General features: G+C 60.5%; 14 protein-coding genes, 2 tRNA genes and 1 riboswitch. Of the genes, 14 read left to right on the top strand and 2 right to left on the bottom strand.

The window, feature by feature from the left end:
- The first annotated feature begins 46 nt into the window (after nt 1-46).
- Nucleotides 47-1,027 carry a transcriptional regulator ArgR gene (gene argR / locus HU765_RS18290; protein ID WP_186551459.1) on the top strand — a complete coding sequence of 327 codons (981 nt, stop codon included), beginning with the start codon at nt 47-49 and terminating at the stop codon, nt 1,025-1,027.
- On the opposite strand, the gene HU765_RS18285 is transcribed toward argR, so the two are convergent.
- Nucleotides 1,024-8,808, bottom strand: a complete 7,785-nt coding sequence (locus HU765_RS18285; protein WP_186622119.1) for a leucine-rich repeat domain-containing protein — start codon at nt 8,806-8,808, stop codon at nt 1,024-1,026. The genes argR and HU765_RS18285 overlap by 4 nt on opposite strands.
- A 304-nt stretch (nt 8,809-9,112) precedes the next feature.
- Here HU765_RS18285 and HU765_RS18280 point away from each other — a divergent pair, with 304 nt between their 5' ends.
- The 7 genes from HU765_RS18280 (at nt 9,113) to astE (ending at nt 16,989) form a co-directional block, all read left to right on the top strand.
- Nucleotides 9,113-10,333 (top strand): aspartate aminotransferase family protein, encoded by a 1,221-nt coding sequence (locus HU765_RS18280; RefSeq protein ID WP_186622117.1) that lies wholly within the window; start codon nt 9,113-9,115, stop codon nt 10,331-10,333.
- Nucleotides 10,334-10,572: 239 nt separating this feature from the next.
- Complete coding sequence (aruF, locus tag HU765_RS18275) at nt 10,573-11,592, top strand: arginine/ornithine succinyltransferase subunit alpha (protein WP_025112905.1); 1,020 nt, start codon at nt 10,573-10,575, stop codon at nt 11,590-11,592.
- Between the two features lie 51 nt (nt 11,593-11,643).
- Nucleotides 11,644-12,669 (top strand): arginine N-succinyltransferase, encoded by a 1,026-nt coding sequence (gene astA / locus HU765_RS18270; protein ID WP_186551455.1) that lies wholly within the window; start codon nt 11,644-11,646, stop codon nt 12,667-12,669.
- Complete coding sequence (gene astD, locus HU765_RS18265; RefSeq protein WP_186622170.1) at nt 12,666-14,135, top strand: succinylglutamate-semialdehyde dehydrogenase; 1,470 nt, start codon at nt 12,666-12,668, stop codon at nt 14,133-14,135. Before astA ends, astD begins: the two co-directional genes overlap by 4 nt.
- A 139-nt stretch (nt 14,136-14,274) precedes the next feature.
- Nucleotides 14,275-15,621 (top strand): N-succinylarginine dihydrolase, encoded by a 1,347-nt coding sequence (gene astB / locus HU765_RS18260; protein ID WP_186622115.1) that lies wholly within the window; start codon nt 14,275-14,277, stop codon nt 15,619-15,621.
- A 57-nt stretch (nt 15,622-15,678) separates the two neighbouring features.
- On the top strand, nt 15,679-15,969 hold the full coding sequence (locus HU765_RS18255; protein ID WP_122612066.1) for a topoisomerase II: 291 nt from the start codon (nt 15,679-15,681) through the stop codon (nt 15,967-15,969).
- Between the two features lie 12 nt (nt 15,970-15,981).
- Nucleotides 15,982-16,989, top strand: a complete 1,008-nt coding sequence (gene astE, locus HU765_RS18250) for a succinylglutamate desuccinylase (RefSeq protein WP_186622113.1) — start codon at nt 15,982-15,984, stop codon at nt 16,987-16,989.
- A gap of 138 nt (nt 16,990-17,127) precedes the next feature.
- On the opposite strand, the gene HU765_RS18245 is transcribed toward astE, so the two are convergent.
- Nucleotides 17,128-17,637, bottom strand: a complete 510-nt coding sequence (locus HU765_RS18245) for a 6,7-dimethyl-8-ribityllumazine synthase (protein ID WP_186622111.1) — start codon at nt 17,635-17,637, stop codon at nt 17,128-17,130.
- Nucleotides 17,638-17,740: 103 nt separating this feature from the next.
- A riboswitch (FMN riboswitch) is annotated at nt 17,741-17,913 on the bottom strand.
- Nucleotides 17,914-18,188: 275 nt separating this feature from the next.
- Here HU765_RS18245 and ltaE point away from each other — a divergent pair.
- From ltaE to HU765_RS18215, 6 genes are all read left to right on the top strand, one after another.
- Nucleotides 18,189-19,193, top strand: coding sequence for a low-specificity L-threonine aldolase (gene ltaE / locus HU765_RS18240; RefSeq protein ID WP_186622109.1), 1,005 nt, complete (start codon nt 18,189-18,191; stop codon nt 19,191-19,193).
- Between the two features lie 146 nt (nt 19,194-19,339).
- Entirely contained in the window at nt 19,340-21,958 is a 2,619-nt protein-coding gene (gene alaS, locus HU765_RS18235; protein WP_186622107.1) for an alanine--tRNA ligase, read from the top strand.
- A gap of 89 nt (nt 21,959-22,047) precedes the next feature.
- The gene (locus HU765_RS18230) at nt 22,048-23,289 is read left to right on the top strand and encodes an aspartate kinase (RefSeq protein WP_016773595.1); all 1,242 of its coding nucleotides are present in this window, start codon (nt 22,048-22,050) and stop codon (nt 23,287-23,289) included.
- A gap of 189 nt (nt 23,290-23,478) precedes the next feature.
- The gene (gene csrA, locus HU765_RS18225) at nt 23,479-23,667 is read left to right on the top strand and encodes a carbon storage regulator CsrA (protein ID WP_002554426.1); all 189 of its coding nucleotides are present in this window, start codon (nt 23,479-23,481) and stop codon (nt 23,665-23,667) included.
- A 62-nt stretch (nt 23,668-23,729) separates the two neighbouring features.
- Nucleotides 23,730-23,820 (top strand) — tRNA-Ser (locus tag HU765_RS18220).
- A gap of 107 nt (nt 23,821-23,927) precedes the next feature.
- Nucleotides 23,928-24,004: transfer RNA gene (locus HU765_RS18215), tRNA-Arg, on the top strand.
- Nucleotides 24,005-24,146 lie beyond the last annotated feature (142 nt).

The raw sequence follows: 24,146 nt of genomic DNA, 5'->3' as shown, positions 1-24,146 counted from the left end.
TTGGCCCATGCCTTCATCACCGTTGTTCGTTTCGGATTGCCCGCCCATGACTGCCCATCGAATTGGTTTCCTGATTTGGCCCAGCACTAAAGCGTTGACGCTGGCGCTGGCAGAGGAGGCCTTGCGTGTTGCTCAGCGGGTGCACCCGGACGTGGTTTACGAACTGTCGTTTCTGCAGGCCGAGCCGCCGGCCGACGGCGCCTGGCAATTGCCCGGTGAGCCTTGGGCCGGCAAGCTGGAAAACTTCCAGAAACTTTTCCTGCTCGCCGATGAGCCGCCGACCACGCTGGCGCCGGCACTCAGCAGCGCGCTCAAGCAACTGGTGCGCGCCGGCTGTGTGATTGGCGGTTTGTCGGCCGGTGTCTATCCGTTGGCGCAACTCGGTTTGCTCGACGGTTATCGCGCCGCCGTGCACTGGCGCTGGCAGGACGACTTCGCCGAGCGTTTCCCTAAAGTCATCGCCACCAGCCATCTGTTCGACTGGGACCGCGATCGCCTGACCGCCTGTGGTGGCATGTCGGTGCTTGATCTGCTGCTGGCTGTGTTGGCCCGCGATCACGGTGCGGAGCTGGCCGGTGCTGTGTCGGAAGAACTGGTGGTCGAACGTATCCGCGAGGGTGGCGAGCGCCAACGCATTCCGTTGCAGAATCGCCTCGGCTCCAGCCATCCGAAGCTCACCCAGGCGGTGCTGCTGATGGAAGCCAACATCGAAGAGCCGCTGACCACCGACGAAATCGCCCAGCACGTGTGCGTGTCTCGCCGGCAGTTGGAGCGGATTTTCAAGCAGTACCTCAACCGTGTGCCGAGCCAGTACTACCTGGAACTGCGCCTGAACAAGGCCCGGCAGATGTTGATGCAGACCAGCAAGTCGATCATCCAGATCGGCCTGTCCTGTGGCTTCTCCTCGGGGCCGCATTTCTCCAGCGCCTATCGCAATTTCTTCGGTGCCACGCCACGGGAAGATCGCAACCAGCGGCGCAGCAGCAGCCCGTTTGAATTATCGTCAGTGCCACCCGAGCGCGGTTAGGCTCCGTCGGACTCTTCGGAAGAATCCGTTGATACGGTCGGTGTGCCTGAACGACTGCCGGCATTGGAATAGTCAGAGCCTTCAACCTCGCCGGCTTGTCCCGCCCATTCTGGTAATCCACCGCCTGCGCGTAGTCTTGCCAGGTTCTGATCGGCCAGAATCTGCTTGGCGGTTTCGGAAAGGTCATTGCCGGTAAAAACGAAGTGCGTATTTTTCCGGTTCGCCAGCTCCTCAGGCAGTTCCCTGATGTGGTTATAAGACAAATCGGCATACCTCAAGTAGGGGCGATCGAGTATTCCTGGCGGGAGTTTTTTCAGCAATGTTCTGCTCAGGTCGAGCCAGGTCAGCGCCGTCATGTGGCGCAGGTCGGGTGTCTGCTTGAGGTAACTGCCACGCAACGTCAGGCTGCTTAGATTGTTCATTCCACCCAGTGCGCTCACGGTTTGCGGGGTGAGGGTGATACCGCAGTCCGACAGGCTGAGGGCTGTCAGATCTGTCATGCGTAAGACCACCTCGGGGATGTTCCCTAGCAGATACCGCTGGATCGTCAGCGATCGCAAATGGGGGAAGTGAGCAAGGAATTGACCGAGTTGGGGAACAACCTCCAGGTCGTTGCATATCAGTTTCACTACCGTGATATGGCCGAAATCCGCCGACAGCGCAGGTAGTTCTCCCCGCAAAGGCAGATTGAACGAAAATTCTGACTCTGCCCCGCCCTCCGGGACGATCCGCCGCCAGCACTGCTCCAGACGCTCTTTGAACTGTTGGCGGTTGGCTGCCTCCCGCTCGAGTCTGAGGCCCTGCACCGGCTCGCCCGTAAGATTGTCGAGCGGGATCAGGTTGGCCCACGCTTCGAGATCACTGGATAGCGTGGCAATCTCGGTCTGTCGGCGCACCAGCTCCGCACGTCCCTCAGCCAGCGTGCCGGGCAGGCTGTAGACAATGTCGCTCAGGCTTTGCGGGCTCGAACGGGGGTATAGCCTGTGTGCCAGCTCGATGTCCTCAGCCTCGATCGAAACGCTGAAGTCGCCGCCCTTGGTTTGGCGATAGTTTTTTATCAGGTCGCGTGCGGTCGGCGACAGCGGATTGTTGCTCAAGTCAAAACCCAGACTGACATCGCCGGGCAGCTCGAACAGGGCTTGCGGTAGTTCGGTGATGTTGTTGTCGCTCAAGATCGCGGTCCTCAGCCTTGGGTGCCCAGTCAACCCGGTCGGTAGCCGGTCAATCTGGGTGCTGGCAAGGTCGATGTATTTGAGGTTCGGCAGCAAGCTGATGTCCGGAGGGTGGCGCAATGGATTGTCGTACAGATCCAGCGATTCGAGTTGCGTCAACGAGGACAGTGCAGCCTGGCCTGTCTCATCGAAAACCATGCCGCAGTTGCTCAGTAACAGTGTTTCGACGCTGGGGGCGATATTTTCGGGGAATCGACCCAAGGCGAAGTCGCGCAACTCCAGCACCCTGACTCGGGTGAAGCTGCGCAGAAAAGCGTTAACGTCTTTTAATCCCTTGTTTCCTGTCAGTGCAAACTGAGTAACGTGACTGAAGTCTGCCTCTATCGCCGGCAAATCGCCGTAGAACAACATGGCGGTGATCGGATTGTCGGGGCCATCGAGGTATCGATTGCGCCAGAATTGTTCGATTTGCTGACTGAACGTTCTCCTGTGTCCGAGCTGTATCGTCCGTTCAGCCATGCTCATGACTTGTCCATCAAGGTCGTACAGCGATGCTCGCTGCGACCAGGCGTCCAGGTCTCTGTGCATCCGCGCGAACTCGGTGCGCCAGCGCAGCAGTTGCGCATGGCTGTCCGCCAGTGTGCCCGGCAGGCGATAGATAATGCGGATGGCATCACCGTTGCTCAACCCGGAGAACAGTGAGGTGACCAGGGTGATGTCGCCCAGGTCGGGTAGCACGCCGAAATGCAGGTCGGCTTCGCGGTAATAGGCCTTGATGCGATCACGCGCCGTCGACGACAAGGGGTTGTTGCTCAGGTCCGTGTCATCGGCGAGATCCCTGTTCAGGGCGAAGAAGTCTTCCGGCAGTTCGGTGATCGCATTGCCGTCGAGATTTGCTGTGCGCAGGTTGGGGTGAGTGGCGATGCCGTTGGGCAGCGTGTCGATTGCCGTGTCGGACAGGCGCAGGTCATTGAGCAGCGGCATGTTGGCGATGTCCGGAGCTTGGCCCAGCGCGTTATGGCTCAGGTCCAGGCGCTCCAGTTCAGACAACGACTCCAGTACCGATTGCCCTTGCGCTGTCAGCGTCAGGTTGCAGTTGGCCAGGGTGAGGTCCTTGAGTTCCGGCAGGCTGGAGAGGGTCTGCGGTATTTCGCCGAGGGCGAAGTCGTGCAGTTGCACGATGTCCACATACGGGAATTGCCCGACAAAGGCGCCCACTGCGGTAGCGTCTGGATTGCCGCGCAGGGTGATTCGGGCCACGTGATCGAAATTGGCACGCAGCACAGGCAGATCGCCCTGGAACGTCAGGGTCGCCTCGAAAACATCATCGCGTGCATCGGCGTCGGCCGAGAGGCTGCGCCAGAAACTCACCAGTTGTTGCGCGAAATCCGCTCGCGAGGCGCGGTTGGCCTGCATTTCGGCAGCGCTGAGCGTCGCGCCGATCACCGGGTGGTGAGTGGGTACCTGATCGGCCCATATGTCCAGATCGGCCTGCAAGTCGCGCAGTTCTTCGTGCCAGCCCATCAGTTGAGTACGGCTGTCGGCAAGGCTGCCGGGGAGCGTGTAGATCAGATCGGTGGCGGTGACTTTGTCCAGGCTGGGAAACAACTGCCGGGCCAGGGCGATGTCTGCCGGGTCGGCCAGTACGTCGAAGTCCTGCCCGGTCTGGCTGTGGTAGGTTTTGATCCGGTCGCGCATCGCCGCACTCAGCGGGTTGTCAGCGAAATCCATGCCGTTGGCGCGGGTGGCCGGCAGTTCGAACAAGACGTCGGGCAGTGTGCTGATCAGGTTGCCGCTGAAATTGGCGACTTCCAGCCCGGCATGGTCCGCCAGTCCCGCAGGCACGTTCGACAGGCCCGTGTTGGACAAATCGATATGGCTCAGTTCGGGCAGCAGATTGAAATCGGGAAACGTCCCCAGCGGGTTGTTGCTCAGGTCCAGTATGGTCAGGTTGGTCATCGACAGGAGTCTGGCCTCGTTTTCCGGTGTCATCACCACCCCGCAATCGTTCAGCTTCAGCGTGTGAAGCTCGGGCAGATCGAGAATGGACAGGGTGCCCGGGTCGAGGTCAAGGCGGCGCAGATCCAGCAGCGTCAGGTTCTGAAAACGTTGCAGGAACGCCAGCATGCCCGAAACGTTTTTATTGCCACGTAGTGTCAGATTCAAGACATGACCGAAGTCCGCATCGAGTAGCGGCATGTCCCCCATGAAACCGAGCGTCGCCTCCAGAGCGATGCTTCTGGTGAAAGGGGGGAACGACCATCTTTCGCGCCAGAAGCTTTGCAATTTATCGCTGAACGCCGCCCTGGCAAGCAGCTCACTGGTCTGCTCATTGATGTTCAACGGCTCACCGGTCGCCGGAGCGTGTTGCGGGATGTCCCTCATCCAGTCCGCCAGATCGCTTTGCAACCGGCTGAATTCGGTTTCCCAAGCGGAAAATTGCGCACGCCCTTGCGCCAGTGAACCGGGCAACTGGTAAATCACCTCGACCGCGTCATCAACGCTCAGTGAAGGGAAGAGGGTGATCGCTTGATCGATATCCGTTTGTTCAGGCAATACCCCGAAGTGCTTGTGGGTCCGCCGATAGTAGTTTTTGATCAGGTCGCGGGTGGTCGGGGACAGTGGATTGCCCGCAAGACTGAAACCGTCGGCGAGGGTGCCGTTCAGGTTGGAAAACGCCTCGGGAATCTCCCTGATCTGGTTACCAGCGAAGCGCCCGGTGACTAATCCCGGATGCTCCAGCAAGCGATCCGGAAGGACGCTGATGCCGGTGTTATCGAGGTTGAGGTAACCCAATGCCGGCAGCTTGTGAATATCTAACGGCCCGCCGAGCGGGTTGCGCGCAAGGTCCAGAAAGGACAACTGTGGCAGTGACTCCAGGAGCGAGCGGTTCGCGGGACTCATGGTGATGCGGCTGTTACGAATGACCAGACGCCGCAGTGCCGGCATCGACGCCAGGGCTTGGGGCAAGTCCGGCAGGTGAAGATTGCGCGCTTCGACCGATATCAGCTGTGGAAACCTCTGCAAAAACGGATCGATGGCACGGGTACTGACGCTGCCATCGATCACCAGGGATCTGACATGGCTGAAGTCGGCGCGCAGCGCAGGCAGATCACCGGTAATCGGGTCGCGAATCTGTAGCGCATAACCATAGACGTCGCGGGTTTCCCGGCGCCAGCAGCGTTCCAGTACGTCCCTGAGGGCGGCGCGGCTGCGCTGGGCGGCACGACGTTCCGTGGGCGTCAGCCGCCGCCGGGTGTGTGGGTCGGTGACCGGGATATCGGTTTCCCAGCGCCGCAAAGTTGCGCTCATTTCGCTGAACTCGCTGCGCAGGCGCGCAAGCTCGTTGGTCAGACCTCGCGGGACTTGGGTAAACCGGGTCGCAAAGGCCCGGGCTTCTTCGATACTGAAACCGCGTAAAATCTCCTGGACCCGCGCGGCACGGGTCGGTTCTGGAAGTGAAGGTGCGTCAACGAAGGGCTCCATCTGCCTGTAGCCTTCGCGGCCCAACAGGCGCAGTGTGTCGACCGTCGGCTCCGGCACCGGCTCCAGAGCAATCGCCAAGCGCAATTCACTGCGCTCAAGCGGTTGGGCGCGGATCGCGTTTTTAAGCTTGGCGGCCTCGCCGATTCCGATGTCCAGGGCCTGGCGCTCAGCGTCCGGCAGGGCGTAGAGAATGCTTGAATACAGATCGCTGGCTGAGTGCAGTTGCTGGCCGCGATCATCGAACGGCTGATAGCGGCCATCGCTCTGGCGCACCAGCACTTTTTGTTCTGGTGCGTCTGCACGGCCGGTACTGTCGAGCATCCTGCCCTCATACCTTCCGTCACGGATTTCCAGGCGTACGTCCCCGCTCCAGCCTGGCACGTTCCTCAGGCTGTGCAGTGCCAGAGTGTCGGTGTCGGGATTGTTCACCGAGTCCAGCAGCAGGCCTTCATACGCCCGGGCGACGCGCACCTCCTCACTGGCCATGTCCATCAGCGCTTGCTGGCGCGGGGGCAACTGGCCCTCGCTGATTTGCAGCAGCTCGTCGCTGCTGGTGGTGTCGAGCACTTCTTGGGTGACGCGCGGCGGCAGTGCCGGATCGTACTGGGCCAGCGCGGTGTGCAGGGGATCGTCGACTTGGGTTTCGGCCTGATAGCGCGCTTCGAACAGCGCACCACGTTGTGCCTTGCCCAGTTGCAGCAGCTGTGCGCGCAGCTTGCGGCTGCGCGCTTGCAGCGACAGTTCGGGGTCGCCGAAGTCTTCGCCGAGCAGGGCTTTGGCTTGCGCTTCGTCGAGGCTGCGCAGCAAGGTCTTGAGCAGGTCACCTTCCAACAGGTTGTCCTGGTGCAGGTCGGTGAACGGCAAGGTTTCGTCACTGGACGATTGCCACACCGTTGCGCCCTCGGCATCGAGCAGACGCAGACGTTGGTTGGCGGGCCAGCGGCCATGTTCGGCAAGCAGTTGCAACTGGGTTGCCGGGTCGGCAGCGCAATACTGTTCGGGCTGATCGCTCGCCAGTTGGTCGATGAACACTTGCAGATCCCGATCGATCCGCCAGCGCGTGATGCTGTCGGCCAGCAGCGGCGGCATCGGTTCCCGATCGACATGCATTTTGCGCAGTGCGTTTTCGTTGTAGCCGCTGACGTGCAGGATCTGTTCGCGTTGCGCCGGGGTGAAGGCTTCCATCTCATGGCTGGTGCGGCGCAGCGTGGTTGCCTTGTCCCATTGCAGTGGCGTTTCGAGCTCCGTGTGCCAGGCGCCGTCGCCGTTGTGCCGCACCACCGGTTTGTAGGCGTTTGGGCGGGTCGGGTGTTCGATGCGGTATTGGCCGGGTGTCGTGGATTGGCGCACGGCATAGTGCGCATCCTCCAGCGGCAAGATCTGTTTGCCCTGAACCTCATGCAAACCCAGTTTCGACGGTTTCGAGCCAGCGGGTGGCAGGGACTTTTGCTGATAACGGCTCAGGTCCGCATCCCAATAGCGGGTTTGCCCGTTGTCCAGTCTGACCGGTTTGAAACGGTCGATGAACGCGACCACTTCTTTGGGCAGGACTTTGCGAAATTCACCCACGGCAATCGCACCGCCGACGGCAAACATGCCCAGTTGCAGCAGCGAATCAACGGTGCCGATCAGGTGCTGGATCGCCTCGGCCGTTTGCCCTTGCGCCCACTCGACGATGCCTTCGAACACTTCGTCGAGAAACTGATAGGCCATGTACGCCATCATCATTTCCCCGAGCACCGGCACGAACGGCGCAATGACAAACGCGGCGGCCTGCAGGATGGTTGAGGCGATGCCGACAAGTGAGTCCCAAAGCGCCCAGCGGGTTTTCGTGTCCACACTGGCCGTCGCCACGGCGATGACCCGGGCGTCGTTGAGGATCTTGTCCAGTTTGCTTTCGTACAGGTGTTGCCACAGATCATTGCTGATCGGGGTCGAGTACAGCTGCAGATCGGGCTTGTCGAATGGCTCGTCGCGCCAGACCGGCTCTGAACTGCCACGCACCGGTTCATGCCACTTCACCCGTCCGAGACGAGCGTTGAGGGCGGCAAAGAACGCGCCGCGCTGTTCGTGATTGATGAAGCGGCTGAAAAATTTGCGGTAATCGGCCGAGCGCAACTGGTCGGTGAGCGCCTTTTCAAAGTCGGCCGAGGAGGCGTACTCCTTGACCGGATGCTGCGGATCGTCAGGCACGTAGGCGACGATGCGCGCCAGGCTGCCTGATTCGTCCGCGGTATCCGGTCCGGGGCCGAATATGATGGGGCCGGTGAGCGGTGCGGACATCATCGTCAAAGCGTGACACGACACGGGTTGCCTGGCGATGCGCAGATTCGGCACGCCATCGATCAGCGCATTGATGGTGCGAAAGTAAGTGGCACTGATGTCCCCGTTGATCCTGGCGAAATGCAACGCGGCCTTGAGTGCGGCTTTCTGGCTTTTGTCGACTTGTTTACGCAGGGCAGCGCCTTTCTCGGCGTCGGTAATGCCGAGGTGTTCGTCCAGAAATCTTTTGTACTGCGCACCGATGTCCAGCTCCCGGCACATTGCGGTGAAGGCTTCGATACTTATTTTGGCCTTCACCCAGGGCAGCGTGTCGAACTGTCCGCTGGCCGAGGGTTCGGTGATAAACGTCGACGGGGCTTCAAAGGCGTTTTCGCGAGTCTCCTTTTCCTCGAAGTTGTGCAGCGCCGCGTCGAGCAGCGACAGTGTCCAGGTGCGGGCCCCGGTCTTGACCGGAAATATCGCCGCAGTCTGCGGAACATACAGGCGCAGGAAGGTCGATTTGACGTCCAGATCAAGATCGAAGCGGGCTTTGATCTCGGCCTTGAGCAGCGGCTCGGCAAAGGCGTTGACGTCCCGAAATTGCGCCAGCAGTTGGTCGACCTCGTTCTGCGCATTCAAGTGGCCGGTGTTCAGCGTGGTCAGCTGTGCAAGCCGGCTCGGCGAAACCGATTGCAGCTTGAGCGGGAGCGCAGGCCGGGTTTCTTTCAATGCCTGGCGCCGGGCGTTGGAGGATTTGCCCAGCCATGCCGGAAGGCTGAGCTGCCAGTGCAGATAGTGAATGTCAGGCTGGTGCCCGTTGGCGGAGTCGTTGCTTGATTGAGTTCGGTCAATCGATTGCATGGGCCAGTCCTTGGCGTTGGGAAAGCATCCAGCAAATCAAAATGTTGCCGCGCCCGTGCGGTACATATGTATGCCAGTGCCGCGCCCGCCAATTGATATCCTGCAAAGCCTGCCGCAAACCGGCGACGGCAGTTTAAACTGCGCCTTTGCGACGCTATATGTCGCATTGCCGTAAACCCGGGAAAATCCGGGGTTTGCGCTATAACAAGTTGTCGCTTGGCGACAAGGCCGGGCCGAAAACTGTCCTTACAATCCCCCCATCGCTCGCCAGTTTCAGGCGGGTGGCCCTCATCAGGAGACTCCGATGTCCGTTGAGCACGCTGCGGTACAACGCGCCGATTTCGACCAGGTAATGGTTCCCAACTACGCGCCTGCCGCTTTCATTCCGGTGCGTGGCGCCGGGTCCCGGGTCTGGGATCAGGCCGGCCGCGAGCTGATCGACTTCGCTGGCGGGATTGCCGTCAACGTACTGGGCCATGCGCACCCGGCGCTGGTCGGCGCACTGACCGAACAGGCGAACAAGCTGTGGCACGTGTCCAACGTGTTCACCAACGAACCAGCCCTGCGCCTGGCGCATAAGCTGATCGATGCCACATTCGCCGAGCGCGTGTTCTTCTGCAACTCGGGCGCTGAAGCCAACGAGGCCGCGTTCAAGCTGGCCCGTCGCGTCGCGTTCGACCGTTTCGGCACTGAAAAATACGAGATCATCGCCGCGCTCAACAGCTTCCACGGCCGTACCCTGTTCACCGTCAATGTCGGTGGCCAGTCGAAGTATTCCGACGGTTTCGGCCCGAAAATTACCGGCATTACCCACGTCCCGTACAACGATCTGGCCGCGCTGAAAGCGGCGGTGTCCGGGAAGACCTGCGCGGTCGTGCTCGAGCCGATCCAGGGCGAGGGCGGCGTGCTGCCAGCCGAACTGGCCTACCTGCAAGGTGCTCGTGAGCTGTGCGACGCGAACGACGCGCTGCTGGTGTTCGACGAAGTGCAGACCGGCATGGGCCGCAGCGGCAAGCTGTTCGCCTACCAGCATTACGGCGTGACCCCGGACATCCTGACCAGCGCCAAGAGCCTGGGCGGCGGTTTCCCGATCGCGGCGATGCTGACCACCGAAGCGCTGGCCAAACATCTGGTGGTCGGTACCCACGGCACCACCTACGGCGGCAACCCGCTGGCCTGCGCGGTGGCTGAAGCGGTCATCGACGTGATCAACACCCCTGAAGTGTTGAACGGCGTGAACGCCAAGCACGACAAGTTCAAGACCCGCCTGCAACAGATCGGCGAGAAGTACGGCCTGTTCACTCAGGTCCGTGGCCTCGGCCTGCTGATCGGCTGCGTGCTGAGCGAAGCCTGGAAAGGCAAGGCCAAGGAAATCTTCAACGCCGCCGAACAGGAAGGCCTGATGATTCTGCAAGCCGGTCCGGACGTGATCCGTTTCGCCCCGAGCCTGGTGGTCGAAGACGCCGATATCGATGCCGGTCTCGACCGCTTCGAACGTGCCGCGGCAAAACTGACGCAAGCCTGATAGACCCTTCGGCGCTTCAGGATTTTCAGGTGCCGAACCCAATTTTTGATACCGGTCAGTTTCGACTGTCGAAGTGAGCCCTGTGGCGAGGGGATTTATCCCCGCTGGGGCGCGAAGCACCCCCAAAAAAAGGGGCCGCTACGCAGCCCAGCGGGGATAAATCCCCTCACCACAAAGGCTCACTCCTACAAGGTCCGGTGTTTTTTCTGTGATTTTTTGAAGAGAAAAGGAGTGACACCATGCTGGTGATGCGCCCCGCGCAAATGGCTGATCTGGGCGAGGTACAGCGTCTGGCTGCGGACAGCCCGATTGGTGTCACTTCCTTGCCGGATGACGTGGAACGTCTGAGCGACAAGATCGCCGCGAGCGAAGCGTCGTTCGCCGCCGAAGTGAGCTTCAACGGTGAAGAGAGCTATTTCTTTGTCTTGGAAGACACGGCCACCGGCAAGCTGGTCGGCTGCTCGGCCATTGTCGCTTCGGCCGGTTATTCGGAGCCGTTTTACAGCTTCCGTAACGAGACCTTCGTTCACGCCTCTCGCGAGCTGAAGATTCACAACAAGATCCACGTACTCTCGCAGTGCCACGACTTGACCGGCAACAGCTTGCTGACCAGTTTCTACGTGCAGCGCGAACTGGTCGGATCGCCCTGGGCCGAGCTCAATTCCCGTGGCCGTCTGCTGTTCGTCGCCAGCCATCCGGAGCGCTTCGCCGATTCGGTGGTGACCGAGATCGTCGGTTACAGCGACGAGAATGGCGACTCGCCGTTCTGGGACGCTATCGGGCGCAACTTCTTCGACCTCAACTACGCCGAAGCCGAACGTCTGTGCGGCCTCAAGAGCCGCACGTTCCTCGCCGAGCTGATGCCGCATTACCCGATCTACGTGCCGCTGCTGCCGGACTCCGCGCAAGAAGCGATGGGTCAGGTGCACCCGCGTGCGCAGATCACCTTCGACATCCTGATGCGCGAAGGCTTCGAGACTGATCATTACATCGACATCTTCGACGGTGGCCCGACCCTGCATGCACGCGTTTCCGGGATCCGCTCGATCGCCCAGAGCCGCGTGGTGCCGGTGAAGATCGGCGAGCCGGTCAAAGGTGCCGGGCGCCAGTATCTGGTGGCGAACGCGCAGTTGCAGGATTACCGCGCTGTGTTGCTGGAACTGGATTACGCGCCGGGCAAACCGGTGACTCTGGATCTGGAAGCGGCCGAAGCCCTGGGCGTCGGTGAAGGTGCCAGCGTGCGCCTGGTGGCGGTTTAACGCCTTAGCGAGTTTCACGGGTGGCGCGAGCGGCCCGTTTGAGGAGATAGCATGATTGTTCGTCCCGTACGCAGCAGCGATTTATCCGCGCTGATCGACCTGGCCCGCAGCACCGGCACCGGCCTGACTACCTTGCCGGCCAACGAAGAGCGCCTGACTCACCGGGTCGGCTGGGCCGAGAAGACCTTTCGCGGCGAAGCCGGGCGTGGCGATGCGGACTACCTGTTCGTGCTCGAAGATGACAACGGTCGCGTGGTGGGGATTTCCGCCATTGCCGGCGCGGTCGGTCTGCGTGAGCCGTGGTACAACTTCCGCGTTGGCCTGACCGTCAGTGCTTCGCAGGAGCTGAACATCTACCGCGAGATTCCGACGCTGTTTCTGGCCAACGACCTGACCGGCAATTCCGAGCTGTGCTCGCTGTTCCTGCACGCCGATTACCGCAATGGCCTGAACGGGCGCATGTTGTCCAAGGCGCGCATGCTGTTCATCGCCGAGTTCCCGGAACTGTTCGGCAACAAGATCATCGCCGAGATGCGCGGAGTGTCCGATGACGCCGGGCGTTCACCGTTCTGGGAGAGCCTCGGTCGGCACTTCTTCAAGATGGAATTCAGCCAGGCCGACTACCTGACCGGCGTTGGCAACAAGGCGTTCATCGCCGAACTGATGCCGAAATTCCCGCTGTATACCTGCTTCCTTTCGCCGGATGCGCGCAACGTCATTGGCCAGGTGCACCCGGACACCGAGCCGGCACTGGCGATGCTCAAGAGCGAAGGTTTCAGCTATCAGGGTTACGTCGATATCTTCGACGCAGGTCCGGCCATCGAATGCGAAACCAGCAAGATTCGCGCAGTGCGTGACAGCGAAGCGCTGGTGCTGGCCGTGGGCACACCGGGCGATGACGCCACGCCGTTCATCATCCACAACCGCAAGCGCGAAGATTGCCGCATCACCGCAGCGCCTGCGCGTCTGGCTGCCGGCACGCTGGTGGTCGATCCGCAGACCGCCAAACGCCTTCAACTCAACGCCGGTGATCAAGTGCGCGCCGTGGCGTTGTCGGCAGCACGGGAGTCGAAATAATGAATTCGCTATACATCGCAGGTGAGTGGCTGGCCGGTCAGGGCGAAGCCTTTCAATCGCTGAATCCGGTGACTCAGCAAGTGCTGTGGTCGGGTGAGGGCGCTACGGCCGCGCAGGTCGAGTCGGCGGTGCAGGCTGCCCGTCAGGCGTTTCCGGGCTGGGCCCGTCGTACGCTGGACGAGCGCATCAGCGTGCTTGAGGCCTTCGCCGCGTCGCTGAAACACCACGCTGACGAGCTGGCTCGCACCATCGGTGAAGAAACCGGCAAGCCGTTGTGGGAATCCGCGACTGAAGTGACCAGCATGGTCAACAAGATTGCTATCTCGGTGCAGAGCTACCGCGAGCGTACCGGCGAGAAGAGCGGTCCATTGGGCGATGCCACTGCCGTGTTGCGGCACAAGCCGCACGGCGTGGTCGCGGTGTTTGGCCCTTACAACTTCCCGGGCCACTTGCCCAACGGTCACATCGTGCCGGCGCTGCTGGCCGGTAACAGTGTGCTGTTCAAGCCTAGCGAACTGACACCGAAAGTCGCCGAGCTGACCGTCAAGTGCTGGATCGAAGCCGGTCTGCCGGCAGGCGTGTTGAACCTCCTGCAAGGCGCGCGCGAAACCGGTATCGCTCTGGCGGCGAACCCGGGTATCGACGGTCTGTTCTTCACCGGCTCCAGCCGCACCGGCAATCATCTGCATCAGCAATTCGCCGGGCGTCCGGACAAGATTCTTGCCCTGGAAATGGGCGGTAACAATCCGCTGGTGGTCGATCAGGTCGCCGACCTCGACGCGGCGGTGTACACGATCATTCAGTCGGCATTCATTTCCGCCGGCCAGCGCTGCACCTGTGCGCGCCGTCTGCTGGTGCCGCAGGGCGCGTGGGGCGACAGCCTGCTCAAGCGTCTGGTGGAAGTCAGTGCAACGATTGAGGTCGGTGCATTCGACCAACAACCGGCGCCGTTCATGGGCTCGGTGATCTCCCTCGGCGCGGCGAAAGCGCTGATGGATGCTCAGGAACAACTGCTGGCCAACGGCGCGGTGTCGCTGCTGGCGATGACGCAGCCGCAGGCGCAGTCGGCGTTGCTCACGCCGGGCATTCTCGATGTGAGCGCTGTGGCAGAGCGTCCGGACGAAGAACTGTTCGGGCCGTTGCTGCAAGTGATTCGCTACAGCGATTTCGCTGCGGCGATCACTGAAGCCAACAACACCGCTTATGGGTTGGCCGCAGGTTTGCTCTCGGATTCCGAAGCGCGCTATCAACAGTTCTGGCTGGAAAGCCGCGCCGGCATCGTCAACTGGAACAAACAGCTGACCGGCGCCGCGAGCAGCGCGCCGTTCGGTGGCGTCGGTGCCTCGGGCAACCATCGCGCCAGCGCCTACTACGCGGCGGATTACTGCGCCTACCCGGTGGCGTCGCTGGAAACGCCGAGCCTGGTGTTGCCATCGGCCCTGACGCCAGGCGTAAAAATGGCGTAACGGCCGATCGCGAGCAGGCTCACTCCTACAGTGGAATGCATTTCCATGTAGGAGTGAGCCTGCTCGCGATAGCCGCGACGCGGTCTGACTGAATTGTTACCTGAAGCCTATAACAACAGATTCTCGTGGAGCCTCGCTGATGAAATCCTATGAAGTCAATTTTGACGGTCTAGTGGGGCCGACCCATAACTACGGTGGTCTGTCCTACGGCAACGTCGCCTCGCAGAGCAACAGCCAGCAATCCTCGAACCCGAAGGAAGCGGCGCTGCAAGGCCTGGCGAAAATGAAAGCGCTGATGGACATGGGCTTCCAGCAAGGCGTGCTGGCGCCACAGGAACGTCCCGACGTGGCCGCGCTGCGCCGTCTGGGCTTCAGTGGCACTGATGCGCAAGTGATCGAGCGCGCCGCCAAAGAAGCCATGCCGCTGCTGGTCGCCAGTTGCTCGGCGTCGAGCATGTGGGTGGCCAACGCCGCCACGGTCAGCCCGAGTGCCGACACAGCCGACGGTCGCGTGCACTTCACCGCCGCCAACCTCAACTGCAAATACCACCGCAGCATCGAGCACCCGACCACCAGCCGCGTACTCGGTGCGATGTTCGCCAATCAGCAGCACTTCGCCCATCACGCCGCATTGCCGGCGGTGGCCCAGTTCGGCGACGAGGGCGCGGCCAACCACACGCGTTTCTGCCGCGAGTATGGCGAGGCGGGCGTCGAGTTCTTCGTGTTCGGCCGCAGTGCGTTCGACAACCGTTTCCCGGCACCGCAGAAATACCCGGCGCGCCAGACCCTCGAAGCCTCGCAAGCCGTGGCGCGTTTGCACGGTCTGCGTGACGAAGGCGTGGTCTACGCGCAGCAGAACCCCGATGTGATCGATCAGGGCGTGTTCCACAACGACGTGATCGCCGTGGGCAACGGTGAAGTGCTGTTCTATCACGAGGACGCGTTCCTTGAGACCGACAAGATGCTCGCCGAGCTGCAAGGCAAGCTCGCCAAGGTCGGCGGTAACTTCCAGTCGGTGTGCGTGCCACGTTCGGCGGTCACCGTCGATGACGCGGTGCGTTCCTACCTGTTCAACAGCCAATTGCTGTCGCGTCCTGACGGTTCGATGTTGCTGATCGTGCCGCAAGAGTGCCAGGCCAACGAGCGTGTATGGACTTACCTGCAAAGCCTGACCAGTTCCGGCGGCCTGATCCGCGAAGTAAAAGTCTTCGACCTCAAGCAAAGCATGCAGAACGGCGGTGGCCCGGCGTGTCTGCGTCTGCGCGTGGCGCTGAATGAAACCGAACTGGCGGCGGTCAATCCAGGGGTTATCATGACCGCCCCGTTGTACGGTTCGTTGACCGCATGGGTTGAAAAGCACTACCGCGACCGCCTGAGCGAAACCGATCTGACGGATCCGCAGTTGCTGCTTGAATGCCGGACGGCATTGGATGAACTGACGCAAATCCTTAAACTGGGCGCGGTTTATCCTTTCCAGATCAATTGATGGCCGGCGCGTCGCCTGAACGCGACGCGCGGCGTATCACCCCAAGAGAGTAAAAACATGAGCGATTCCCTGCAGCTGATCCTTGAAGACACCGACGGCACGCAACTGCAAACCTCGTGCACCCGCGTCGCGGTCATGTGGCAAGGCAAAGAGCTGTGGATCCAGCAGGATGGCCGCGGCCAGTTGCTGATCGGCGTGGACGTCGAGGAAGGTGACGACGAGTACGCCAACCTGCTGCTGCGCCCATTGGCGACTAATCTGGTAAGTCTGCAACTGGAAATGGAACCGGCTGACCTCGGCGCTGACGAGGATCATGTACACGGCCCGGATTGCAACCACGACCATTAAGGAAAACGCTCTATGCTCGCCCTCGGCAAACTGCTTGAACTGACCCTCGCCGGCCGCGAACCGGCGGAGAAGACTCAACTGACTGTCGAAGGCGTGCGCATGCGCTGGTTGAGCGAAGGGGCGTTGGAAGTCCGGCCCCCGGAAGCGCGCGACAATGGCCTGGACCTGCTGCTGTCGGCAGGCATCCACGGCAATGAAACCGCACCGATCGAGTTACTCGATCGACTGCTGCACGACATCGCACGCGGTGATCTGAAGCCGCGCGCACGCATTCTGTTTCTATTCGGCAACCCGGAAGCGATTCGCAAGGGCGAGCGTTTCGTCGAGCAGGACGTCAATCGGCTGTTCAACGGCCGTCATGAACAAAGCAGTGGTTCGGAAGCTTTACGCGCCTGTGAACTGGAGCGTCTGGCAGCGAGTTTTTTCAGCAAGCCTGATCGACAGCGCTTGCACTACGACCTGCACACGGCGATTCGCGGCTCGAAGATCGAGCAGTTCGCCTTGTACCCATGGAAGGAAGGGCGTCAGCATTCCCGCCGCGAACTGGCGCGCCTGCGCGCGGCCGGCATGCAGGCGGTGCTGTTGCAGAACAAACCGTCGATCGTGTTCAGTTCCTACACGTATGACAAGCTCGACGCCGAGGCTTTCACTCTGGAACTGGGCAAGGCGCGGCCATTCGGGGAGAACGACGGCGTCAACGTCTCGCTGCTGGAAACCCGTCTCAAGCAGATCATCGAAGGCACCGAGCCGGAGACTGAAGAAGGCTTGGACGGCTTGCAGCTGTTCAGCGTCGCACGGGAAATCATCAAGCACAGCGATGCATTCCGCCTGAATCTACCGGCGGACATCGAGAACTTTTCCGAGCTGGATGTCGGTTACGTGCTGGCCGAAGACATCGCCAACACCCGCTGGGTCATTGAAGAGCAGGGCGCGCGGATTATCTTCCCCAACCCCAAGGTCAAGAACGGCTTGCGCGCTGGCATCCTGATTGTCCCGACCACCGACGAAAACCTCGCCTGAGCCAATCTTTTGGCCTGGCCAATACCCAATGTGGGAGCGGGCTTGCTCGCGAAGGCGGTCTATCAGCACCTTATGTGCTGACTGACACACCGCCTTCGCGAGCAAGCCCGCTCCCACATTTTCGTTCGATGTCGGTCGTTATACCGCTACAGCACGCGGCTCCGTACGACGCAATGCACGAATCTTCTGCAGCGTATCCGCGCAAGTCCGCGCCGCTTCCTGACCCTTGTGCACAAAGTGCTCGAAGAAGAACTTCTGATGCTCTTCACCCGCATGGAAGTGATGCGGGGTCAGCGATACCGAGAACACCGGCACTTCGGTTTCAAGCTGCACCTGCATCAGGCCGCTGACCACCGATTGGGCGACGAACTCGTGGCGGTAGATGCCGCCGTCGACGACCAGGGCTGCCGCGACGATGCCGGCGTAGCGGCCGGTCTTGGCCAGCAGTTTGGCGTGCAAGGGCATTTCAAAGGCGCCGCCGACTTCGAAGAAGTCGATGTCTGATTCCTGATAACCCTGGGCGATCATTTCGGCGACGAAGCCTTTGCGGCTCTGGTCGACGATTTCCTTGTGCCAGCAGGCCTGGATGAACGCGACGCGCTCGCCCTGCGGGTGTTTGCTTTTGCTGTCGATAGCGGTGGGTTGCATGTTCTGACTCCTGTTTGTGTGAAAAACAGGGCGTTATGAATCGAAAGGGATTCAAGGGTACGAACGCACGCACGAATGCCCGCGGACGGCCCTTTGGCGTCAATCCCGTTCTCTCTTCATCCGGACTATGACCGTCGGCCCCGGAATCACACCGGGTCTGCTGACCTTGCCGCCGCTCACCGACCAATGCCGGGTGCGTCGCCAAGCGCTCGCGGGCTATGCACATTGCGCGCAATTACCGCCGGTGGGGAATTGCACCCCGCCCTGAGAACGTTTTTGCCGCCCATAAGCCGGGCGGCGGCAAGTTTGTAACACATATTTTCCAGCCGTGCACACAACCTGTGGGAGCGAGCCTGCTCGCGAAAGCGGCTTCACATCCAACGAATATGCTGACTGTTACTCCGCTTTCGCGAGCAGGCTCGCTCCCACATGGATTGTGCTTTTTCTGAGGACGGTGATTTTTCCTCGTTGAAGGCTTGATTAATCCGCCCGATGACCGCAGTAATCCCACTTCACAAAGGGATTCCCCCTGCTGACCAGAGGCCAGGTTCATGAGCGTTATCGATCTTCGCAGCGACACCGTTACCCAACCGACTCCCGCCATGCTCGATGCCATGACCGCAGCGGACACCGGTGACGACGTTTACGGCGAAGATCCGACGGTCAATCGTCTGGAGGCCGAATTGGCCAAGCGTCTGGGTTTCGCTGCCGCACTGTTCGTGCCGACCGGAACCATGAGCAACCTGTTGGGCTTGATGGCGCATTGCGAGCGCGGCGACGAATACATCGTCGGTCAGCAGGCCCACACCTATAAGTACGAGGGTGGCGGTGCGGCGGTGCTCGGTTCGATTCAGCCGCAGCCGCTGGAGGTACAAGCTGACGGCTCGCTGGATCTGGATCAGGTGGCGGCAGCGATCAAACCCAATGATTTCCACTTCGCCCGCAGCCGCCTGCTGGCGCTGGAAAACACCATGCAAGGCAAGGTGCTGCCGCTGGACTATCTGGCGCGTGCCCGACGGTTCACCCAGGATCATGGCCTGCAATTGCACCTGGACGGCGCGCGGTTGTACAACGCGGCGGTCAAGCTCGGTGTCGATGCGCGGGAGATCACCCAGTATTTCGACTCGGTGTCGGTGTGCCTGTCCAAAGGCCTTGGTGCCCCGGTCGGTTCGGTGTTGTGTGGCTCAGTCGAACTGATCGGCAAGGCGCGCCGGTTGCGCAAAATGGTCGGCGGCGGCATGCGTCAGGCCGGGTTGCTCGCGGCGGCGGGCTTGTACGCGCTGGATCACCATGTCGAGCGTCTGGCCGACGACCACGCTAATGCCCAGCGCTTGGCCGATGGTCTGCGTGAGGCCGGTTTCGTCGTCGAACCCGTGCAAACCAACATGGTTTATGTGCAAATGGGCGACAAGGCCGAAGCGCTCAAGGCCTTTGCCGGCGAACGCGCAATCAAGCTCAGCGCCGCTGCGCGTTTGCGCATGGTCACGCACATGGACGTTAATCGCGCGCAAATCGAGCAAGTGATCGCGACATTTATCGAGTTTTCGCGCCAGTGACAGCGTCAGCCGTCCAATTGAGCGTTTCTATCGTATAAACACGCTGTACCCCGCGCGCAGGGCCGATATAATGCGGCCCTTTGCCGTCGCTTCGTCTGTAGACGTTTCGAACAGGCCTTTGGCCGCAGCCTCCGTGGAAGAACCTAATGAAAAGCGCAGAAATCCGTGAAGCCTTCCTTCGCTTCTTCGAAGAGCAAGGCCACACCCGTGTAGCCTCCAGCTCTTTGATTCCGGGCAACGACCCCACCCTGCTGTTCACCAACGCTGGGATGAACCAGTTCAAGGACTGCTTCCTGGGCCAGGAAAAACGTGCATACACCCGTGCCACCAGCAGCCAGAAATGCGTGCGTGCCGGCGGCAAGAACAGTGACCTGGAAAACGTCGGTTATACCGCGCGTCACCACACGTTCTTCGAAATGCTCGGTAACTTCAGCTTCGGCGACTATTTCAAGCACGACGCGATCACCTTCGCCTGGACCTTCCTCACTGGCGTGCTGAAGCTGCCGAAGGAAAAACTCTGGGTCACTGTCTACGCCACCGACGACGAAGCGTATGACATCTGGACGCAAAAGATTGGCGTCCCGGCCGAGCGCATGATTCGCATCGGCGACAACAAGGGTGCGCCTTACGCTTCCGACAACTTCTGGACCATGGGCGATACCGGCCCGTGCGGCCCGTGCACCGAGATTTTCTACGATCACGGCGAACACATCTGGGGCGGCCCGCCGGGCTCGCCGGAAGAAGACGGCGACCGTTACATCGAAATCTGGAACAATGTGTTCATGCAGTTCAACCGCACCGCCGATGGCGTGTTGCATCCGTTGCCAGCGCCGTCGGTGGACACCGGCATGGGCCTGGAGCGGATCAGTGCGGTGATGCAGCACGTCAACTCCAACTACGACATCGACCTGTTCAAGAATCTGCTGAAGGCTTCGGCTGAAGCGATCGGCTGCGAAAACGGCGATCAGTCTTCCTTGAAAGTGGTGTCCGATCACATCCGTTCCTGCGGTTTCCTCATCGCCGACGGCGTGCTGCCGTCCAACGAAGGTCGCGGTTACGTGCTGCGCCGGATCATTCGTCGCGCCTGCCGTCATGGCAACAAACTGGGCGCCACCGGCAGCTTCTTCTACAAGATCGTCGCGGCGCTGGTCGCCGAGATGGGCGAAGCTTTCCCGGAGCTGAAAAAGCAGCAGAGCAACATCGAGCGCGTGCTCAAGGCCGAAGAAGAGCAGTTCTCCAAGACACTGGAACACGGCCTGAAAATCCTCGAACAGGATCTGGCCGAGCTCAAAGGCACCGTGGTGCCGGGCGATGTGGTGTTCAAACTCTACGACACCTACGGTTTCCCGATGGACCTGACCGCCGACATCGCCCGCGAGCGCGGCCTGACCGTCGACGAAGCCGGTTTCGAGCGCGAAATGGAAGCCCAGCGTGTTCGCGCGCGTTCGGCCAGCTCGTTCGGTCTGGACTACAACACCCTGGTCAAGGTTGATGTCGCCACCGAATTCACCGGTTACGCGGCCACCAGCGGTTCGGCAAAAATCGTCGCCATTTATAAGGATGGCCAGTCGGTAGACGTTCTGAGCGAAGGCCAGGAGGGCGTGATCGTCCTCAATCAGACTCCGTTCTACGCCGAGTCTGGCGGTCAGATCGGCGACTGCGGTTTCATTCAGGCCGGCAACAGCCGTTTCGACGTGCGCGACACCACCAAGACCGGCGGCGCGTTCCTGCACCACGGCGTGCTGGCTTCGGGCAGCCTGATCATTGGCGCGCCGGTAGAAACCCATGTCGACGCTGAAGTGCGTCACGCCACCGCGCTGAACCATTCGGCCACCCACTTGCTGCATGCAGCCTTGCGCCAGGTGCTGGGCGAACACGTGCAGCAGAAAGGCTCGCTGGTCGACAGTCAGCGCCTGCGTTTCGACTTCAGTCACTTCGAAGCGATCAAGCCGGAACAGATCAAGCAACTGGAAGACATCGTCAACGCGGAGATCCGCAAGAACTCCGCGGTTGAAACCGAAGAAACCGACATCGAGACCGCGAAGAACAAAGGCGCGATGGCGCTGTTCGGCGAGAAGTACGGCGACAGCGTGCGCGTGCTGAGCATGGGCGGCGATTTCTCCGTCGAGCTGTGCGGCGGTATCCACGCCAACCGTACCGGCGACATCGGCCTGCTGAAGATCATCAGCGAAGGCGGTGTGGCCTCAGGCGTGCGTCGTATCGAGGCAGTCACCGGGGCGCAAGCACTGGCCTACTTGAACGCTGCCGAAGAACAACTCAAGGAAGCGGCCAGCCTGGTCAAGGGTAGCCGCGACAACCTGATCGACAAGCTCTCGGCCGTGCTGGAGCGCAACCGTCTGCTGGAGAAGCAACTCGAGCAGTTGCAAGCCAAGGCAGCCAGCGCTGCGGGCGACGATCTGTCGGCCTCGGCGGTGGACGTCAAGGATGTGAAGGTGCTGGCCGCCCGTCTGGATGGTCAGGATGGCAAGGCGCTGCTGGCGCTGGTCGATCAACTGAAAAACAAACTCGGCCGCGCAGTGATCCTGCTCGGCAGTGTCCATGAGGAAAAGGTCGTACTGGTTGCAGGCGTAACCAAGGACCTGACTGGCCAACTCAAAGCCGGTGATTTGATGAAACAGGCTGCTGCGGCAGTGGGCGGGAAGGGCGGTGGTCGTCCGGACATGGCGCAAGGTGGCGGGGTTGATGCCGCCGCGCTGGATAGCGCGCTGGCGCTGACCGTTCCATTCGTCGAGCAGGGTTTATAAGACGGCACGCCGGGACCGCAGTCTAGTGGCGGATCCGGCGGCTGTTCGAAGATTATTGGGCGCCCTTCATGGGCAGAGGCGGCTTTGAAATGGCTTTGATCGTACAGAAATTTGGAGGCACCTCGGTCGGCACTGTCGAGAGAATCGAGCAGGTCGCCGACAAGGTTAAGAAATTCCGCGATGCCGGCGATGACCTGGTGGTTGTGCTGTCTGCAATGAGCGGCGAAACCAACCGTCTGATCGATCTGGCCAAGCAAATCAGTGGCGAGGCGCAACCGGTTCCACGTGAACTGGACGTGATCGTTTCCACCGGTGAGCAGGTGACGATTGCCCTGTTGGCGATGGCGCTGATCAAGCGCGGTGTGCCAGCGGTGTCGTACACCGGTAATCAGGTGCGGATCCTGACGGACAGTGCCCACAATAAAGCGCGTATCCTGCAGATTGATGACCAGAAAATCCGGGGTGATCTGAAAGCCGGACGCGTGGTGGTTGTCGCCGGTTTCCAGGGCGTCGACGAGCACGGCAATATCACCACCCTCGGGCGCGGCGGTTCCGATACGACAGGTGTGGCCCTGGCCGCAGCACTGAAGGCGGATGAATGCCAGATCTACACCGACGTCGATGGTGTCTACACCACCGACCCGCGTGTCGTGCCGGTCGCTCAGCGTCTGGACAAGATCACCTTCGAAGAGATGCTGGAAATGGCCAGCCTCGGTTCCAAGGTCTTGCAAATTCGCGCGGTGGAATTCGCCGGCAAGTACAACGTTCCGCTGCGCGTACTGCACAGCTTCAAGGAGGGTCCGGGCACCCTCATTACTATTGATGAAGAGGAAACCATGGAACAGCCGATCATTTCCGGCATCGCTTTCAATCGCGATGAAGCCAAGCTGACCATCCGTGGCGTGCCAGACACCCCGGGCGTGGCGTTCAAGATTCTCGGCCCGATCAGTGCCGCGAACATCGAAGTCGATATGATCGTGCAGAACGTCGCGCACGATAACACCACCGACTTCACCTTCACCGTGCACCGCAACGACTACCAGGCCGCACAGACCGTGCTGGAAAACACCGCTCGCGAGATCGGTGCCAGGGAAGTGGTAGGCGATACCAAGATTGCCAAGGTCTCGATCGTCGGTGTCGGCATGCGTTCCCACGCAGGCGTGGCCAGCCGTATGTTCGAATCCCTGGCCAAGGAAAGCATCAACATCCAGATGATCTCGACCTCGGAAATCAAGGTGTCCGTGGTGATTGAAGAGAAATACCTGGAACTGGCCGTGCGCGCCCTGCACACGGCTTTCGAACTGGATGCTCCGGCCCGCCAGGGCGAGTAATTCCAATTCTGTGAAGGGCGCGGTCTGACCGCGCCCTTTATTTTTTGAATGGCGCGAGCCCCTGAACTGTTCTTTTGCTCGCGCTGGTCAATACTCAGGCATGTAGGGCTACGATCGCTCCGGTTGTAGGTCGGGTGCCTTTTTTTTGCAGACTGTTGTCCCTGAACTGAAATGCATGAGGAGAAAGGTATGCTGATTCTGACTCGTCGGTGCGCAGAAAGCCTGATTATCGGTGATGGCGAAATCACCGTGACCGTGCTCGGCGTTAAAGGAAACCAAGTGCGTATCGGCGTCAACGCCCCGAAAGAGGTTGCCGTGCACCGTGAGGAAATTTACCTGCGTATAAAGAAAGAGAAGGACGAAGAACCAAGCCATTAATTTTTATCGATTTTTATGTTTGCAAACGGGGAAGAAGCTGGTTAATATACGCCCCGTGTTGCGGAGAGCTGGCCGAGTGGCCGAAGGCGCTCCCCTGCTAAGGGAGTACACCTCAAAAGGGTGTCGGGGGTTCGAATCCCCCGTTCTCCGCCATTATTTGCTTAGTACGTCGTAATCTGGCTTTTTCTGTAAGTTGTTGAAATTATTAGAAAAAGTGGTTGGCATAGAGATTAGACGGCCTATAATGCGCGGCAACAAATGCACTCGTAGCTCAGCTGGATAGAGTACTCGGCTACGAACCGAGCGGTCACAGGTTCGAATCCTGTCGAGTGCACCATTTTAGAGTTGGTTGCAGCAATGCAGGTAACTCGGCTTCATCCAGTTGTGGTCTGGGCTAAAAACACAAATGCACTCGTAGCTCAGCTGGATAGAGTACTCGGCTACGAACCGAGCGGTCACAGGTTCGAATCCTGTCGAGT

The sequence above is a fragment of the Pseudomonas sp. SWRI81 genome (assembly GCF_014268545.1).
Taxonomy (GTDB): Bacteria; Pseudomonadota; Gammaproteobacteria; order Pseudomonadales; family Pseudomonadaceae; genus Aquipseudomonas; species Aquipseudomonas hamedanensis.
This window is presented reverse-complemented; position numbering and strand designations above follow the sequence as displayed.

Excerpts from the sequence above, each read along its gene's own strand:
- astE (WP_186622113.1), top strand. The coding sequence starts at position 15,982 with ATGCTCGCCCTCGGCAAACTGCTTGAACTGACCCTCGCCGGCCGCGAA.
- astA (WP_186551455.1), top strand. The coding sequence starts at position 11,644 with ATGATTGTTCGTCCCGTACGCAGCAGCGATTTATCCGCGCTGATCGAC.
- csrA (WP_002554426.1), top strand. The coding sequence starts at position 23,479 with ATGCTGATTCTGACTCGTCGGTGCGCAGAAAGCCTGATTATCGGTGAT.
- HU765_RS18255 (WP_122612066.1), top strand. The coding sequence starts at position 15,679 with ATGAGCGATTCCCTGCAGCTGATCCTTGAAGACACCGACGGCACGCAA.
- argR (WP_186551459.1), top strand. The coding sequence starts at position 47 with ATGACTGCCCATCGAATTGGTTTCCTGATTTGGCCCAGCACTAAAGCG.
- HU765_RS18280 (WP_186622117.1), top strand. The coding sequence starts at position 9,113 with ATGTCCGTTGAGCACGCTGCGGTACAACGCGCCGATTTCGACCAGGTA.
- ltaE (WP_186622109.1), top strand. The coding sequence starts at position 18,189 with ATGAGCGTTATCGATCTTCGCAGCGACACCGTTACCCAACCGACTCCC.
- HU765_RS18230 (WP_016773595.1), top strand. The coding sequence starts at position 22,048 with ATGGCTTTGATCGTACAGAAATTTGGAGGCACCTCGGTCGGCACTGTC.
- aruF (WP_025112905.1), top strand. The coding sequence starts at position 10,573 with ATGCTGGTGATGCGCCCCGCGCAAATGGCTGATCTGGGCGAGGTACAG.
- alaS (WP_186622107.1), top strand. The coding sequence starts at position 19,340 with ATGAAAAGCGCAGAAATCCGTGAAGCCTTCCTTCGCTTCTTCGAAGAG.
- HU765_RS18245 (WP_186622111.1), bottom strand. The coding sequence starts at position 17,637 with ATGCAACCCACCGCTATCGACAGCAAAAGCAAACACCCGCAGGGCGAG.
- HU765_RS18285 (WP_186622119.1), bottom strand. The coding sequence starts at position 8,808 with ATGCAATCGATTGACCGAACTCAATCAAGCAACGACTCCGCCAACGGG.
- astB (WP_186622115.1), top strand. The coding sequence starts at position 14,275 with ATGAAATCCTATGAAGTCAATTTTGACGGTCTAGTGGGGCCGACCCAT.